General features: G+C 66.0%; 11 protein-coding genes. 10 read left to right on the top strand and 1 reads right to left on the bottom strand.

Features of this window, described 5'->3' with window-relative positions; translation table 11 throughout:
- Window positions 1-73: 73 nt before the first annotated feature.
- Complete coding sequence (locus CAG31_RS25035; RefSeq protein ID WP_085586254.1) at window positions 74-1063, bottom strand: alpha/beta hydrolase family protein; 990 nt, start codon at window positions 1061-1063, stop codon at window positions 74-76.
- Window positions 1064-1136: 73 nt separating this feature from the next.
- Here CAG31_RS25035 and CAG31_RS25030 point away from each other — a divergent pair, with 73 nt between their 5' ends.
- The 10 genes from CAG31_RS25030 to trpE all read left to right on the top strand — a co-directional run bounded on the left by CAG31_RS25030 (window position 1137) and on the right by trpE (window position 13637).
- A complete protein-coding gene (locus CAG31_RS25030; protein ID WP_085586252.1) occupies window positions 1137-3533 on the top strand; it encodes a PAS domain S-box protein in 2397 nt (798 codons plus the stop codon).
- A gap of 48 nt (window positions 3534-3581) precedes the next feature.
- Window positions 3582-4223, top strand: coding sequence for a response regulator transcription factor (locus tag CAG31_RS25025; protein WP_170929946.1), 642 nt, complete (start codon window positions 3582-3584; stop codon window positions 4221-4223).
- Window positions 4224-4633: 410 nt separating this feature from the next.
- Window positions 4634-5758: an ABC transporter ATP-binding protein gene (locus tag CAG31_RS25020; RefSeq protein WP_085586250.1), complete on the top strand. Its 1125-nt coding sequence runs from the start codon at window positions 4634-4636 to the stop codon at window positions 5756-5758.
- A 47-nt stretch (window positions 5759-5805) separates the two neighbouring features.
- Window positions 5806-6849 carry an ABC transporter substrate-binding protein gene (locus tag CAG31_RS25015; RefSeq protein ID WP_085586248.1) on the top strand — a complete coding sequence of 348 codons (1044 nt, stop codon included), beginning with the start codon at window positions 5806-5808 and terminating at the stop codon, window positions 6847-6849.
- A gap of 154 nt (window positions 6850-7003) precedes the next feature.
- Window positions 7004-8251 carry an ABC transporter permease gene (locus CAG31_RS25010; RefSeq protein ID WP_085586246.1) on the top strand — a complete coding sequence of 416 codons (1248 nt, stop codon included), beginning with the start codon at window positions 7004-7006 and terminating at the stop codon, window positions 8249-8251.
- A gap of 13 nt (window positions 8252-8264) precedes the next feature.
- Window positions 8265-9089: an ABC transporter permease gene (locus CAG31_RS25005; protein WP_085586244.1), complete on the top strand. Its 825-nt coding sequence runs from the start codon at window positions 8265-8267 to the stop codon at window positions 9087-9089.
- Window positions 9090-9335: 246 nt separating this feature from the next.
- Window positions 9336-10484: an iron-containing alcohol dehydrogenase gene (locus tag CAG31_RS25000; RefSeq protein ID WP_085586242.1), complete on the top strand. Its 1149-nt coding sequence runs from the start codon at window positions 9336-9338 to the stop codon at window positions 10482-10484.
- 112 nt (window positions 10485-10596) lie between these two features.
- Window positions 10597-11271 (top strand): ribulose-phosphate 3-epimerase, encoded by a 675-nt coding sequence (gene rpe / locus CAG31_RS24995; RefSeq protein WP_085586240.1) that lies wholly within the window; start codon window positions 10597-10599, stop codon window positions 11269-11271.
- Window positions 11268-12086 (top strand): phosphoglycolate phosphatase, encoded by an 819-nt coding sequence (locus CAG31_RS24990; RefSeq protein ID WP_085586237.1) that lies wholly within the window; start codon window positions 11268-11270, stop codon window positions 12084-12086. The genes rpe and CAG31_RS24990 overlap by 4 nt, the downstream gene beginning before the upstream one ends.
- Window positions 12087-12158: 72 nt before the next feature.
- The gene (trpE, locus tag CAG31_RS24985; protein WP_085586235.1) at window positions 12159-13637 is read left to right on the top strand and encodes an anthranilate synthase component I; all 1479 of its coding nucleotides are present in this window, start codon (window positions 12159-12161) and stop codon (window positions 13635-13637) included.
- The last annotated feature ends 13 nt before the right edge of the window (window positions 13638-13650 follow it).

The following is a 13650-nucleotide window of genomic DNA, read 5'->3' as shown; positions in this document are numbered from 1 at the left end:
AGGCTCGCTCCTACAGTTGACCGTGTTCAAACTGTAGGAGCGAGCCTGCTCGCGATGGGTTCGACGGGTTCTCTCAGTCCGCGCTCTGCGGATTCAGCCAGCCCTTCACCCGACGGAACAGTTGTTCCTGCTCGGCCTTCTTGTCCGGCAGCGCCTTGAGCCCCACCTGGCTGAACGCCGAGGTCTTCAGGCGTTTGCTGGCTTGCAGGCGCTCCAGAGCCGCGTTGCGGTCCGGCGCCTTGTCCATGTAGTAGAGGTCGGCCGTCGGCAGTTTCAGGGTCGGCGTCAGTTCCGCCAGCTCAGGCTTGGCCTTGAGCGGTGCCTGGGCGGCGACCATCACCAGTTTTTCCACTTGCGCGGTCTGCCGTTCGCTCAGGTAGCGCGCAGCCCAATAGGCGCCGGTGCCGTGCCCGAGCACGACGACGCTGCGGGCGCTCTGCTGTTCGGCGTAGGCGATGGCGGCGTCGATGCGGGCGAAGATCCGCTCGGCGTCGGCCTTGGCCTGCTCTTCGGTGGTTTCGGCGACGACCTTGTCGGCCACCTCGGCCTCGCCGCCGGCGGCCTGTTCGATCGGCTCGGCGGTGGTGGAGTCCTTGCTGCCGGGATCGGCGGCTTTCGGCGCCGCCGGCGCTTCGGCGGTGCGCGGCGCGATGGCGTCGCCTTGCAGGTCCGGCAGGGTGATGCTGAGGCTGCTCCACTGCGCATCCGGCAGCTTCTGCCGCAGCGGCGCGATCGCCTGGGGCCAGTCGGCGGTTTCGCCGGCGCCGGGGACGATGATCACCGCACCTTTGGGTTCGGCGGTATTGGCGGGTTTCCACAGGGCGAGGAAACTGTCGCCACCGGCCTGCAACTGCTGCTGTTCCTGCGCCGGAACCTTGCGTTCGAGTGCCGCCGACTCTTCCTGACTACGCTCAGGCAGTGGCTGGCGTTCGGCCGGCTTCTCGCCGGCAGGTTGTTCTGCCTGGGCGGCAGGGGCCGGATCGGCGGCTTCGACAGAAAACGCACAAGGCAGGATCAGCGACAGGCACAATGCTGGCATTGCCAGGCGGTAGACAGGGGGCATCGGTTATTCCAGGCCAGAAAGTATCCCGGCAGCCTAATGGGTTGGTCAGAATTTGTCAGTGTACGAGACTTCGATGATGCGATTTTGCTGCCTGTGGGTTATCGGCTGTTTGTGGTTTCCCTTGATGGGCTGGGCCGCGCCTGCGCCCACGGCCCATGCCGCGCAGTTGACGGCCGGCGAGCGGCAATGGCTGGCGCAGCACCGCGAACTGCGGGTCGGCCTGGTGCTGCAGGCGCCGTATGCGCAGTACGACCGGCGCCTGCAGCGGTTGTCCGGGCCCAACGTCGACCTGATGAACTGGCTGGCCAAGGCCCTCGACGTCGAACTGACCTGGCGTAACTTCCCTGACCTGGCGCAGTTGGAGGCCGCCGCCCAGGACGGCGAGATCGACATCGCGCCGGGCCTGACCCAGACGCCGGCTGCGCTGCGCCTGTGGCAGTTCTCCGATCCGTACATGCGCGTGCCGCAACTGGTGGTCAGCGACCAGAAGGCCGGCGGCACGGTGGAGCTGGAGAAGCTCGACAGCCAGACCCGCGTCGCCGTGCGCATGCCGAGCGTGACGGCGGACTATCTGCGCAGCAACTACCCGCACCTCAACCTGCAAGGCGTGCCGATGGAGCGTCAGGCCCTGCAATTGCTGCTCAGCCAGCAGGCCGGCTACGCGGTGGTCGACGAGGCGCAGCTGGGGCGCCTGTCGGTGGAGCCGGAGTTCTCCGGTCTGGTGGTGGTCGGCGACATCGGCCTGCCGCAATTGCTGCGGGTGGCCACGCGTCGGGACTGGCCGGAGCTGGCCGGCATTGTCGAAAGCGCGCTGCGGGCGGTCCCGGCCAAGGATCTGGAGCGTCTGCACAGCCGCTGGCTGCAGCCCAAGTATCCGCGGCTGACGGAGTCGCCGGGGTTCTGGCAGAACCTGAGCCTGCTGTTCGCGGTGCTGCTGCTCATCTGCGCGGCCCTGGTGGCCTGGCAGCGGCGCCAGCAGCACAGCCTCGAACAGCGCCTGCTGGCCGCACGGGAGGACATCGCCCTGCGCGCCGCCAGCGAAGAGGCCCTGCGCCTGACCCAGTTCTCCATCGACCAAAGCACCGTCGGCATCCTCTGGGTCAACTGGGACAGCCATGTGCGCTACGCCAACCGGGCGGCGGAGACCATGCTCGGCTATCCGCCGGGCGGGATCATCGAGCGTCCCCTGATCGACTTCGAACCGGGCCTGCACATGGATCGTTGGCTGAACCTGTGGAAGCGCGCCAGGACCCGCGAGGAAGAACCGCTGAGCTTCGAAAGCCTGTGCGTGCGGGCCGACGGCAGCGTGCTGCCGGCGGATGTGTCGCTGAGTTTCCTCAGGTTCCGCGACAGCGAGTACCTGGTGGTCTACCTCACCGACGTCACCGAACGCCGCCGGGCCCTGGCGGCCTTGCAGGAAAGCGAAGCGCGGCTCAAGGGCATCGCTGCCAACGTGCCGGGCCTGGTGTTCCGGCTGGAGCGGGCGCCGGTGACCGGGCAAATCGATTTCGCCTACATCAGCGAAGGCAGCGAGACCCTGGTGGGCTACGCCCCGGCCGCCATCGCCCACCGCGACATGGGCCTGCGCAGCCTGGTGCATCCGGATGACCGGGCCAGCTATCACCAGACCCAGGATCGCGCCCTGGACACCGACAGCGACTGGTCGTGGCAGGGCCGCATCCTCACCCGCCAGGGCGAGCAGCGCTGGGCCGAGATCAAGGCGATCACCCGTCGACTGGAGGACGGTGCCTACGTCTGGGACGGCATCGTCTGGGACATCAGCGAAAGCAAGCGCATCGAACTGGAGCTGGCGGCTTCCCGCGAGCAGCTGCGTGAACTGTCGGCGCACCTTGAGAGCGTGCGCGAAGAGGAAAAGGCGCGCATCGCCCGGGAAGTGCACGATGAGCTGGGGCAAATGCTCACGGTGCTGAAACTGGAGACATCGATGTGCGAACTGGCCTACGCGCAGCTCGACCCTGGCCTGCACGAACGCCTGAACAGCATGAAGCGCCTGATCGCCCAGCTGTTCCAGTTGGTGCGCGACGTGGCGACGGCGCTGCGCCCGCCGATCCTCGACGCCGGGATCGCGTCGGCCATCGAGTGGCAGGCCCGGCGCTTCGAGGCGCGCACCCAGATCCCGTGCCTGGTGCAAGTGCCGGACAACCTGCCGGCCCTCAGCGACGCCAAGGCCGTCGGCCTGTTCCGGATCCTCCAGGAGGCGCTGACCAATGTCATGCGCCATGCCCAGGCGCATACTGTGGAAGTGACGCTGGCCCTTGAAGGCGACGAACTGTGTCTGACGGTCAGTGACGATGGCGTAGGATTTGTCGCCGCAGCCGGCCGGCCGACATCGTTCGGCCTGGTGGGCATGCGCGAGCGGGTGTTGATCATGGGCGGCAGCCTGCAGCTCGACAGCGAGCCGGGAGAGGGCACCAGCCTGGTGGTGCGGGTGCCGGTGAATGAGGCCTGACGGTGCGGCGCCTTGTCCGCGAATGAAATGGGCTCTGAAACAACAAGAATGGAGAGCGACGTGATCCGTGTACTGGTAGCCGAAGACCACACCATCGTGCGCGAGGGCATCAAGCAATTGATCGGCCTGGCCAAGGACCTGCAGGTGGCGGGGGAGGCGAGCAATGGCGAACAGTTGCTCGACACCCTGCGCAACGTGCCGTGCGAGGTGGTGCTGCTGGACATCTCGATGCCGGGCGTCAACGGCCTGGAGGCGATTCCGCGGATCCGTGCGCTGAACAACCCGCCGGCGATCCTGGTGCTGTCGATGCACGACGAGGCGCAGATGGCCGCCCGGGCGCTGAAGGTCGGCGCCGCCGGCTACGCCACCAAGGACAGCGACCCGTCGCTGCTGCTGACCGCCATCCGCAAGGTCGCGGCGGGCGGGCGCTACATCGACCCGGAACTGGCCGACCGCATGGTCTTCGAAGTCGGCCTGACCGATGCCCGGCCGTTGCATTCCTTGCTGTCGGAGCGCGAATTCTCCGTGTTCGAACGCCTGGCCCAGGGCGCCAACGTCAACGACATCGCCCAACAACTGGCCTTGAGCAGCAAGACCATCAGCACCCACAAGGCGCGGCTGATGCAGAAGCTCAACATCACCTCCCTCGCTGAACTTGTGAAGTACGCCATGGAACACAAGCTGCTCTGACCTTTGCCGTTGCCCTGTGGCCGCCATCGCCAGCAGGCTGGCTCCCACAGGGGGTTTGGTTGAACGCAACGTTTGCGGTCACTGTAGAACCCTGTGGGAGCGGGCTTGCCCGCGAAGGGGCCGTCACATTCAACACCCATGCTGGCAGGTCCGACGCTTTCGCGGGCAAGCCCGCTCCCACAAGGAAAGGTGTCGGCATATCCATCCGCGACACGGCCCCTGCCCGCACTGGCGGCACGTAGCTGCAAGCGTGCCGCTGCATTTGCCCAAACGCGCCATCCTTGTAGGGCGATCCCTACCCCCAACCTTCCATCCGGCTGAGGCGAATCTCTCCTGCACCCCGATTTGCGCGGCTGGGGACAGCCACTAGGCTTAAGCCCACAGCAGTCATCAACAACAAAGGTGCGGGTATGAGCCAGGTCGAAACAAACGCAGGGGCCAGCGATGTGCTGGTCAGCTTTCGTGGAGTGCAGAAGAGCTACGACGGCGAGAACCTGATCGTCAAAGACCTCAACCTGGACATCCGCAAAGGCGAGTTCCTGACCCTGCTCGGGCCGTCCGGGTCGGGCAAGACCACCAGCCTGATGATGCTCGCCGGCTTCGAGACGCCGACAGCCGGGGAAATCCTGCTGGCGGGCCGTGCGATCAACAACGTGCCGCCGCACAAGCGCGACATCGGCATGGTGTTCCAGAACTACGCCCTGTTCCCGCACATGACCGTGGCCGAGAACCTGGCGTTTCCCTTGACCGTGCGCGGCCTGAACAAGAGCGACGTCACCGACAAGGTGAAAAAGGCCCTGGGCATGGTGCAGCTCGATGCGTTCGCCCAACGCTATCCGGGGCAGTTGTCCGGCGGCCAGCAGCAGCGTGTGGCCCTGGCCCGCGCCTTGGTGTTCGAGCCGCAATTGGTGCTGATGGACGAACCTCTGGGCGCCCTCGACAAACAGCTGCGCGAACACATGCAGATGGAGATCAAGCACCTGCACCAGCGCCTCGGCGTGACCGTGGTCTACGTGACCCACGACCAGGGCGAAGCCCTGACCATGTCTGACCGCGTCGCGGTGTTCCACCAGGGCGAGATCCAGCAGATCGCGCCGCCGCGCACCCTCTACGAAGAGCCGAAGAACACCTTCGTCGCCAACTTCATCGGCGAGAACAACCGCCTCCACGGCCGACTGGTCAGCCAGGACGGTGAGCGCTGCGTGGTCGAGCTCGGCCGCGGGGAGAAGGTCGAGGCGCTGGCGGTCAACGTCGGCCAGAGCGGCGAGCCGGTGACCCTGTCGATCCGTCCGGAGCGGGTGAGCCTCAACGGCTCCAGCGACCGCTGCGTCAACCGCTTCTCCGGACGGGTGGCCGAATTCATCTACCTGGGCGACCACGTCCGGGTGCGCCTGGAAGTCTGCGGCAAGACCGACTTCTTCGTGAAACAGCCGATCGCCGAGCTCGATCCTGCGCTCAGCGTCGGCGACGTGGTGCCGCTCGGCTGGCAGGTCGAGCACGTCCGCGCGCTCGACCCTCTTCAAGAGGCGCATTGATCGCCCCCGCAACACCAACACCAACCTGCACGTGGAGAGAACAATAAATGTTGAGATCCCTGAAGTTCACCGCCCTGACCCTGGGCCTGATGGGTGCGGCAAGCGCCATGGCCGCAGGTCCCGACCTGACGGTGGTGTCGTTTGGCGGTGCGAACAAGGCCGCGCAAGTCAAAGCCTTCTACGCCCCGTGGGAAGCGGCGGGCAACGGCAAGATCGTCGCCGGCGAGTACAACGGCGAGATGGCCAAGGTCAAGGCCATGGTCGACACCAAGAGCGTGTCGTGGGACCTGGTGGAGGTCGAGTCGCCGGAACTGTCCCGCGGTTGCGACGAAGACATGTTCGAACAGCTCGACCCTGCGCTGTTCGGCAAGGGCGAAGACTACGTCAAGGGCGCGATCCAGCCGTGCGGCGTCGGCTTCTTCGTGTGGTCGACCGTGCTGGCCTACAACGCCGACAAGCTCAAGACCGCACCGACCAGCTGGGCCGATTTCTGGGACACCAAGAAATTCCCGGGCAAGCGCGGCCTGCGCAAGGGCGCCAAGTACACCCTCGAATTCGCTCTGATGGCCGACGGCGTCGCGCCCAAGGACGTCTACAAGGAGCTGGCCAGCAAGAACGGCCAGGATCGTGCCTTCAAGAAACTGGACGAGCTGAAGCCGAACATCCAGTGGTGGGAAGCCGGCGCCCAGCCGCCGCAGTACCTGGCCTCCGGTGACGTGGTCATGAGCTCGGCCTACAACGGTCGGATCGCGGCGGTGCAGAAGGAATCCAACCTCAAGGTCGTGTGGAACGGCGGCATCTACGACTTCGACGCCTGGGCCATCCCGAAAGGCCTGGACAAGGCCCGCGCGGAAGCGGCGAAGAAGTTCATCGCGTTCTCGGTGCAGCCGCAGCAGCAGAAGACCTACTCGGAAAACATCGCCTACGGTCCGGCCAATACCCAGGCAGTGCCGCTGCTGGCCAAGGATGTCCTGAAGGACATGCCGACCACCCCGGAAAACATCGCCAACCAGGTGCAGATCGACGTCAGCTTCTGGGCTGACAACGGCGAGCAACTGGAGCAGCGCTTCAACTCCTGGGCAGCGAAGTAACACGCCCCGCAGGGGTGGGTTCGCCCCCACTCCTGCGGGAGCGAGCCTGCCCGCGAAAGCGCTCGTCCGGTCAGCCTGAAAGTTGTACGTGCTGACCTCTTCGCGAGCAGGCTCGCTCCCACATTACCGATCCTGAAGATTTGCGGAGTACGTCATGGCCATCGCCGTTCCCCTGAACGAGGGCAACAGCCCCACCTTGAAGCAGCGGCTCAAGCACGCCGAGCGGGTCAACCGCTGGAAGGCCCAGGCGCTGATCGCGCCGCTGGTGCTGTTTCTGTTGCTGGTGTTCCTGGTGCCGATCGTGGCGCTGCTCTACAAGAGCGTCGGCAACCCGGAAGTGGTCGGCGGCATGCCGCGCACCGTGGCGGCCATCGCCGGCTGGGACGGCCGCGGCCTGCCCGCCGAAGCGGTCTACAAGGCGGCCGGCGAAGACCTCGCCGAGGCCCGCAAGAATCAGACGCTGGGCGATCTGTCCAAGCGCTTGAACATGGAGTTGGCCGGCTACCGCAGCCTGCTGACCAAAACCGCCCGGGGCCTGCCGTTCGCCACCGAACCCGCCTCCTATAAAGAAGCGCTGGAAGGCCTCGACGAACGCTGGGGCGATCCGGCCTACTGGCAAGCGGTGAAGCGCAACACCAGCAGCCTCACCCCGTTCTACCTGCTGGCGGCGGTCGATCACCGCATCGACGACCTCGGCGAACTGGCCCCGGCCACCCCGGACCAGGCGATCTACCTGGACATCTTCGCCCGCACGTTCTGGATGGGGCTGGTCATCACCGGCATCTGCCTGGTGCTGGCCTATCCGCTGGCGTACCTGCTGGCGAACCTGCCGTCGCGCCAGAGCAACCTGCTGATGATCCTGGTGCTGCTGCCGTTCTGGACCTCGATCCTGGTGCGGGTCGCCGCGTGGATCGTGCTGCTGCAGTCGGGCGGCCTGATCAACAGCGCGCTGATGGCCATGGGCATCATCGACAAGCCGCTGGAACTGGTGTTCAACCGCACCGGGGTCTACATCTCGATGGTGCACATCCTGCTGCCGTTCATGATCCTGCCGATCTACAGCGTGATGAAGGGCATCTCGCCGACCTACATGCGCGCCGCGATTTCCCTCGGCTGCCATCCGTTCGCCAGCTTCTGGCGGGTGTACTTCCCGCAGACCTACGCCGGCGTCGGCGCCGGTTGCCTGCTGGTGTTCATCCTCGCCATCGGCTACTACATCACCCCGGCGCTGCTGGGCAGCCCGAACGATCAGATGGTCAGCTACTTCGTCGCGTTCTACACCAACACCAGCATCAACTGGGGCATGGCCACCGCGCTCGGCGGGCTCTTGCTCCTGGCCACCGTGGTGCTTTATCTGATCTACAGCTGGCTGGTGGGCGCAAGCCGCCTGCGCCTGGGTTAAGGGGAATACCGAGATGCTGAGTCCTTACATGTCGCCCGTCGAACGGGTGTGGTTCTACAGCCTGCGGATCCTCTGCGGCCTGATCCTGCTGTTCCTGATCCTGCCGGTGCTGGTGATCGTGCCGCTGTCGTTCAACTCGGGGAGTTTCCTGGTGTACCCGCTGCAGGGCTTCTCGCTGCAGTGGTACCACGATTTCTTCGCCTCGGCCGAATGGATGCGTTCGCTCAAGAACAGCATCATCGTCGCCCCGGCAGCGACCGTGCTGGCGATGGTGTTCGGCACCCTGGCGGCCATCGGCCTGACCCGCGGGGACTTCCCCGGCAAGTCGCTGGTGATGGCGCTGGTGATTTCGCCGATGGTGGTGCCGGTGGTGATCATCGGCGTGGCCAGCTACCTGTTCTTTGCGCCGCTGGGGCTGGGCAACAGCTTCTTCTCGCTGATCGTGGTGCATGCGGTGCTGGGGGTGCCGTTCGTGATCATCACCGTGTCCGCGACCCTGCAGGGCTTCAACCACAACCTGGTGCGCGCCGCCGCCAGCCTCGGCGCCTCGCCGCTGGTGACCTTCCGCCGGGTGACCTTGCCGTTGATTGCGCCGGGGGTGATCTCCGGGGCGCTGTTCGCCTTCGCGACGTCGTTCGACGAGGTGGTGGTGACCCTGTTCCTCGCCGGCCCCGAGCAGGCGACGCTGCCCCGGCAGATGTTCAGCGGCATCCGCGAAAACCTCAGCCCGACCATCGCCGCCGCCGCCACGCTGCTGATCGCCTTTTCGGTGATCCTGCTGCTGACCCTGGAATGGCTGCGCGGGCGCAGCGAGAAACTGCGTACCACCCAGGTCTGAGGCCGTCCCATCCACTGCGGGAGCCACTGTCTTGCGGCGCCTTCACCGGCGCCATCGCCAGCAGGCTGGCTCCCACAGGGATACTCGCTGGATACGGCATCCGCATTCAACGCAGCCAACATTGTGGGAGCCAGCCTGCTGGCGATGGCATCCGCGCGGTGGCCATTCATGCGCTGAATGGCAGACAACCCCGAATCCCCAGCTACGCTTGTGCTCAGCTCCCATACCTATAAGAGGCTGCGCACAATGAGTCTTTCCTCGTTCAAGATCGCTCACAAACTGATCACCGGCGCCGGGGCCATCGAGCAACTGGCGGCGGAACTGACGCGGCTGGATGTCGACAACCCGCTGATTGTCACCGACGCCGCGCTGGTCAAGTCCGGCACCGTGGAGCTGGCGCTGGCGCAGATGGGCGGGCGCGACTACGAGATCTTCGACCGGGTGCAGCCGGATCCGGAAACCGCCATCGTCGAGGACTGCATGCGCACCTACCGCGAGGGCGGGCACGACGGGCTGATCGGCCTGGGCGGCGGCAGCGCCATCGACATCGCCAAGAGCGTCGCGGCGTACGCCGGCTACCACGGGGCGCTGGAGGACCTGTTCGGCGTCGACCAGGTGCCGCGCAAGGGGCCGCCGCTGATCGCCATCCCGACCACCGCCGGCACCGGTTCGGAGGTCACCAACGTCGCGATCCTCTCGGACAAGGCCGCGCAGCTGAAAAAGGGCATCGTCAGCGACTACCTGTTGCCGGACGTGGCGCTGGTCAGCCCGCAGATGACCCTGACCTGCCCGCGCGGCGTCACCGCCGCCAGCGGCATCGATGCCCTGGTGCATGCCATCGAATCCTACCTGTCGGTCAATGCCTCGCCGATCACCGATTCCCTGGCCATCGGCGCGATCCGGCTGATCGCCAAGGCGTTGCCCAAGGCCTACGCCAACGGCGCCAACCTGCAGGCGCGGGAAGACATGGCCACCGCCAGCCTGATGGCCGGCATGGCGTTCGGCAATGCCGGGGTGGGCGCGGTGCATGCGCTGGCCTACCCGCTGGGCGGGCGCTTCAACGTCGCCCATGGCCTGAGCAATGCACTGCTGCTGACCCATGTCATGACCTGGAACAAGATGGCCTGCGTCGAGCGGATGCAGGATATCGCCGAAGCCATGGGGGTGAAGACCGCCGGCCTGAGCCTCAACGAAGCGGCGGACAAGGCCGTACAGGCCATGGCCGAGCTGTGCGCGGCGGTGGAGGTTCCGGCGGGGCTGCGCAGCGTCGGCGTCACGCAGGAGGCGATCCCGGCCATGGCCGTGGAGGCCGCCGGGATCGAGCGCCTGATGCGCAACAACCCGCGCCGGCTCAGCGCCGCCGACATCGAGAAGATCTACCGCGCAGCCTACTGAGGCGCGGCGGCCGTCCGTCATGGCACAACCCAATCATCGCGGTCACGGTGCGCGCGCCAAAGCATGAGGCTACAATGCGCGCCATCGTGATTTGGCTCAGAAAAGGTGCGTCATGCAGCCCTTCGTAATTGCTCCGTCGATTCTCTCCGCCGACTTCGCCCGCCTGGGCGAGGAAGTGGACAACGTCCTGGCCGCCGGCGCCGACTTCGTTCACTTCGATGTCATGGACAACCACTACGTGCCGAACCTGACCATCGGCCCGATGGTCTGCGCGGCGCTGCGCAAGTACGGCGTCACCGCACCGATCGACGCGCACCTGATGGTCAGCCCGGTGGACCGCATCGTCGGCGACTTCATCGAGGCCGGCGCCACCTACATCACCTTCCACCCTGAAGCCTCGCTGCACGTCGACCGTTCGCTGCAGCTGATCCGCGAAGGCGGCTGCAAGTCGGGCCTTGTGTTCAACCCGGCCACGCCGCTGGACGTGCTCAAGTACGTGATCGACAAGGTCGACATGGTGCTGCTGATGAGCGTCAACCCAGGCTTCGGCGGGCAGAAGTTCATTCCCGCCACCCTCGACAAGCTGCGCGAGGCGCGGGCGATCATCGACGCGTCGGGCCGCGACATCCGCCTGGAGATCGACGGCGGCGTCAACGTCAACAACATCCGTGAGATCGCCGCGGCCGGCGCCGACACCTTCGTGGCCGGCTCGGCGATCTTCAACGCGCCGGACTACAAGGAAGTCATCGACAAGATGCGTTCCGAACTGGCGTCGGCCCGTCCATGAGCGGTTTTGAGCAGCTGTTCCCGGGGCAACTGCCGCGGTTGGTGATGTTCGATCTGGATGGCACGCTGATCGATTCGGTTCCTGACCTGGCGGCCGCTGTGGACAACATGCTGCTCACCCTCGGCCGCGAGCCTGCTGGCCTTGAGGCGGTGCGCGAATGGGTCGGCAACGGCGCGCCGGTGCTGGTGCGCCGGGCGCTGGCCGGCGGTCTGGACCATTCGGCGGTGGACGACGCCGAGGCCGAGCGGGCGCTGGAGGTCTTCATGGAGGCCTACGGCGCCAGCCATGAGCTGACCGTGGTCTACCCCGGCGTGCGCGACACCCTCAAATGGCTGCACAAGCAGGGCGTGGCCATGGCCCTGATCACCAACAAGCCGGAGCGTTTCGTCGCGCCGCTGCTGGACCAGATGAAGATCGGCCGCTACTTCAAGTGGATCATCGGCGGCGACACCCTCCCGCAGAAGAAGCCGGACCCGGCGGCGCTGTTCTTCGTCATGAAGATGGCCGGCATCCCGGCCTCGCAGTCGCTGTTCGTCGGCGACTCGCGCAGCGATGTGCTGGCGGCGAATGCGGCGGGGGTCAAGTGCGTCGGCCTCACCTACGGTTACAACCACGGGCGGCCGATCGCCGAGGAGTCCCCGGCGCTGGTGATCGACGATTTGCGCACGCTAATTCCCGGTTGCCTGGATCCGGCCGCTGGGATAACGTTGCCCGACGCTTCTCAATCCCCTTCTGGAAACGCCATCGTGGTGGTCACCCGCAAACTCTGGATGAAAGTCATCAAGGCCCTGGCCCGTTGGCGTTGGCGCGCCTGACGTGACCCTGGCCGGCCCTGCCGGCGCGTTTGCACACCTGACCGATTTGCACCTCACACCACGAGGCACCCCATGATCCGCGAAGAATTCCTGCGCCTGGCCGCTGCCGGCTACAACCGCATCCCGCTGGCCTGCGAAACCCTGGCCGACTTCGACACGCCGCTGTCGATCTATCTGAAACTGGCCGACCAGCCCAACTCCTACCTGCTCGAATCGGTGCAGGGCGGCGAGAAGTGGGGCCGCTACTCGATCATCGGCCTGCCGTGCCGCACCGTGCTGCGGGTCCATGACCACCACGTGAGCGTCACCGTCGACGGCGTCGAGACCGAAAGCCACGACGTCGAGGATCCGCTGGCGTTCGTCGAGGCCTTCAAGGCCCGCTACAACGTGCCGACCATCGCCGGCCTGCCGCGCTTCAACGGCGGCCTGGTGGGCTACTTCGGCTACGACTGCGTGCGCTACGTGGAAAAACGGCTGGGCAAATGCCCGAACCCGGATCCGCTGGGTGTGCCGGACATCCTGCTGATGGTCTCCGACGCCGTGGTGGTGTTCGACAACCTCGCCGGCAAGATGCACGCCATCGTCCTGGCCGATCCGTCCCGGGCCGACGCCTATGAGCAGGGCCAGGCGCAACTGCAGGCCTTGCTGGAGAAACTCCGTCAGCCGATCACCCCGCGCCGGGGCCTGGATTTCGGCAAGCAACAGGCGGCCGAGCCGGTGTTCCGCTCCAGCTTCACTCAAAACGACTACGAAAAAGCCGTCGACACCATCAAGGAATACATCCTGGCCGGCGACTGCATGCAGGTCGTGCCGTCCCAGCGCATGTCGATCGACTTCAAGGCCGCGCCCATCGACCTGTACCGCGCGCTGCGCTGCTTCAACCCGACGCCGTACATGTACTTCTTCAACTTCGGCGACTTCCACGTGGTCGGCAGTTCGCCGGAAGTGCTGGTGCGGGTCGAGGACAACCTGATCACCGTGCGCCCGATCGCCGGCACCCGCCCGCGCGGGGCCACCGAAGAGGCGGATCTGGCGCTGGAAGAAGACCTGCTGTCGGACGACAAGGAAGTCGCCGAGCACCTGATGCTGATCGACCTGGGCCGCAACGACACCGGGCGCGTCTCGGAAGTCGGCTCGGTGAAGCTCACCGAGAAGATGGTCATCGAGCGCTATTCCAACGTGATGCATATCGTCTCCAACGTCACCGGCCAACTGAAGGAAGGCCTGACCGCGATGGACGCGCTGCGGGCGATCCTGCCGGCCGGCACCTTGTCCGGCGCGCCGAAGATCCGCGCGATGGAAATCATCGACGAGCTGGAACCGGTCAAGCGCGGCGTGTACGGCGGCGCGGTGGGTTATTTCGCCTGGAACGGCAACATGGACACCGCCATCGCGATCCGCACGGCGGTGATCAAGGACGGTGAACTGCATGTGCAGGCCGGCGGCGGCATCGTGGCCGACTCGGTGCCGGCGCTGGAATGGGAAGAGACCATCAACAAGCGCCGGGCGATGTTCCGTGCCGTGGCGTTGGCCGAGCAGACCCCGGACTGACATCGGGTCACCC

It is taken from the genome of Pseudomonas sp. R25(2017), assembly GCF_002112565.1.
Lineage (GTDB): Bacteria > Pseudomonadota > Gammaproteobacteria > Pseudomonadales > Pseudomonadaceae > Aquipseudomonas > Aquipseudomonas ekonensis.
Note: the sequence above shows the minus strand (reverse complement) of the source record. Positions and strands in the feature narration are given on the sequence as shown.

Excerpts from the sequence above, each read along its gene's own strand:
- rpe (WP_085586240.1), top strand. The coding sequence starts at position 10,597 with ATGCAGCCCTTCGTAATTGCTCCGTCGATTCTCTCCGCCGACTTCGCC.
- CAG31_RS24990 (WP_085586237.1), top strand. The coding sequence starts at position 11,268 with ATGAGCGGTTTTGAGCAGCTGTTCCCGGGGCAACTGCCGCGGTTGGTG.
- CAG31_RS25020 (WP_085586250.1), top strand. The coding sequence starts at position 4,634 with ATGAGCCAGGTCGAAACAAACGCAGGGGCCAGCGATGTGCTGGTCAGC.
- trpE (WP_085586235.1), top strand. The coding sequence starts at position 12,159 with ATGATCCGCGAAGAATTCCTGCGCCTGGCCGCTGCCGGCTACAACCGC.
- CAG31_RS25005 (WP_085586244.1), top strand. The coding sequence starts at position 8,265 with ATGCTGAGTCCTTACATGTCGCCCGTCGAACGGGTGTGGTTCTACAGC.
- CAG31_RS25025 (WP_170929946.1), top strand. The coding sequence starts at position 3,582 with ATGGAGAGCGACGTGATCCGTGTACTGGTAGCCGAAGACCACACCATC.
- CAG31_RS25010 (WP_085586246.1), top strand. The coding sequence starts at position 7,004 with ATGGCCATCGCCGTTCCCCTGAACGAGGGCAACAGCCCCACCTTGAAG.
- CAG31_RS25030 (WP_085586252.1), top strand. The coding sequence starts at position 1,137 with ATGATGCGATTTTGCTGCCTGTGGGTTATCGGCTGTTTGTGGTTTCCC.
- CAG31_RS25000 (WP_085586242.1), top strand. The coding sequence starts at position 9,336 with ATGAGTCTTTCCTCGTTCAAGATCGCTCACAAACTGATCACCGGCGCC.
- CAG31_RS25015 (WP_085586248.1), top strand. The coding sequence starts at position 5,806 with ATGTTGAGATCCCTGAAGTTCACCGCCCTGACCCTGGGCCTGATGGGT.
- CAG31_RS25035 (WP_085586254.1), bottom strand. The coding sequence starts at position 1,063 with ATGCCCCCTGTCTACCGCCTGGCAATGCCAGCATTGTGCCTGTCGCTG.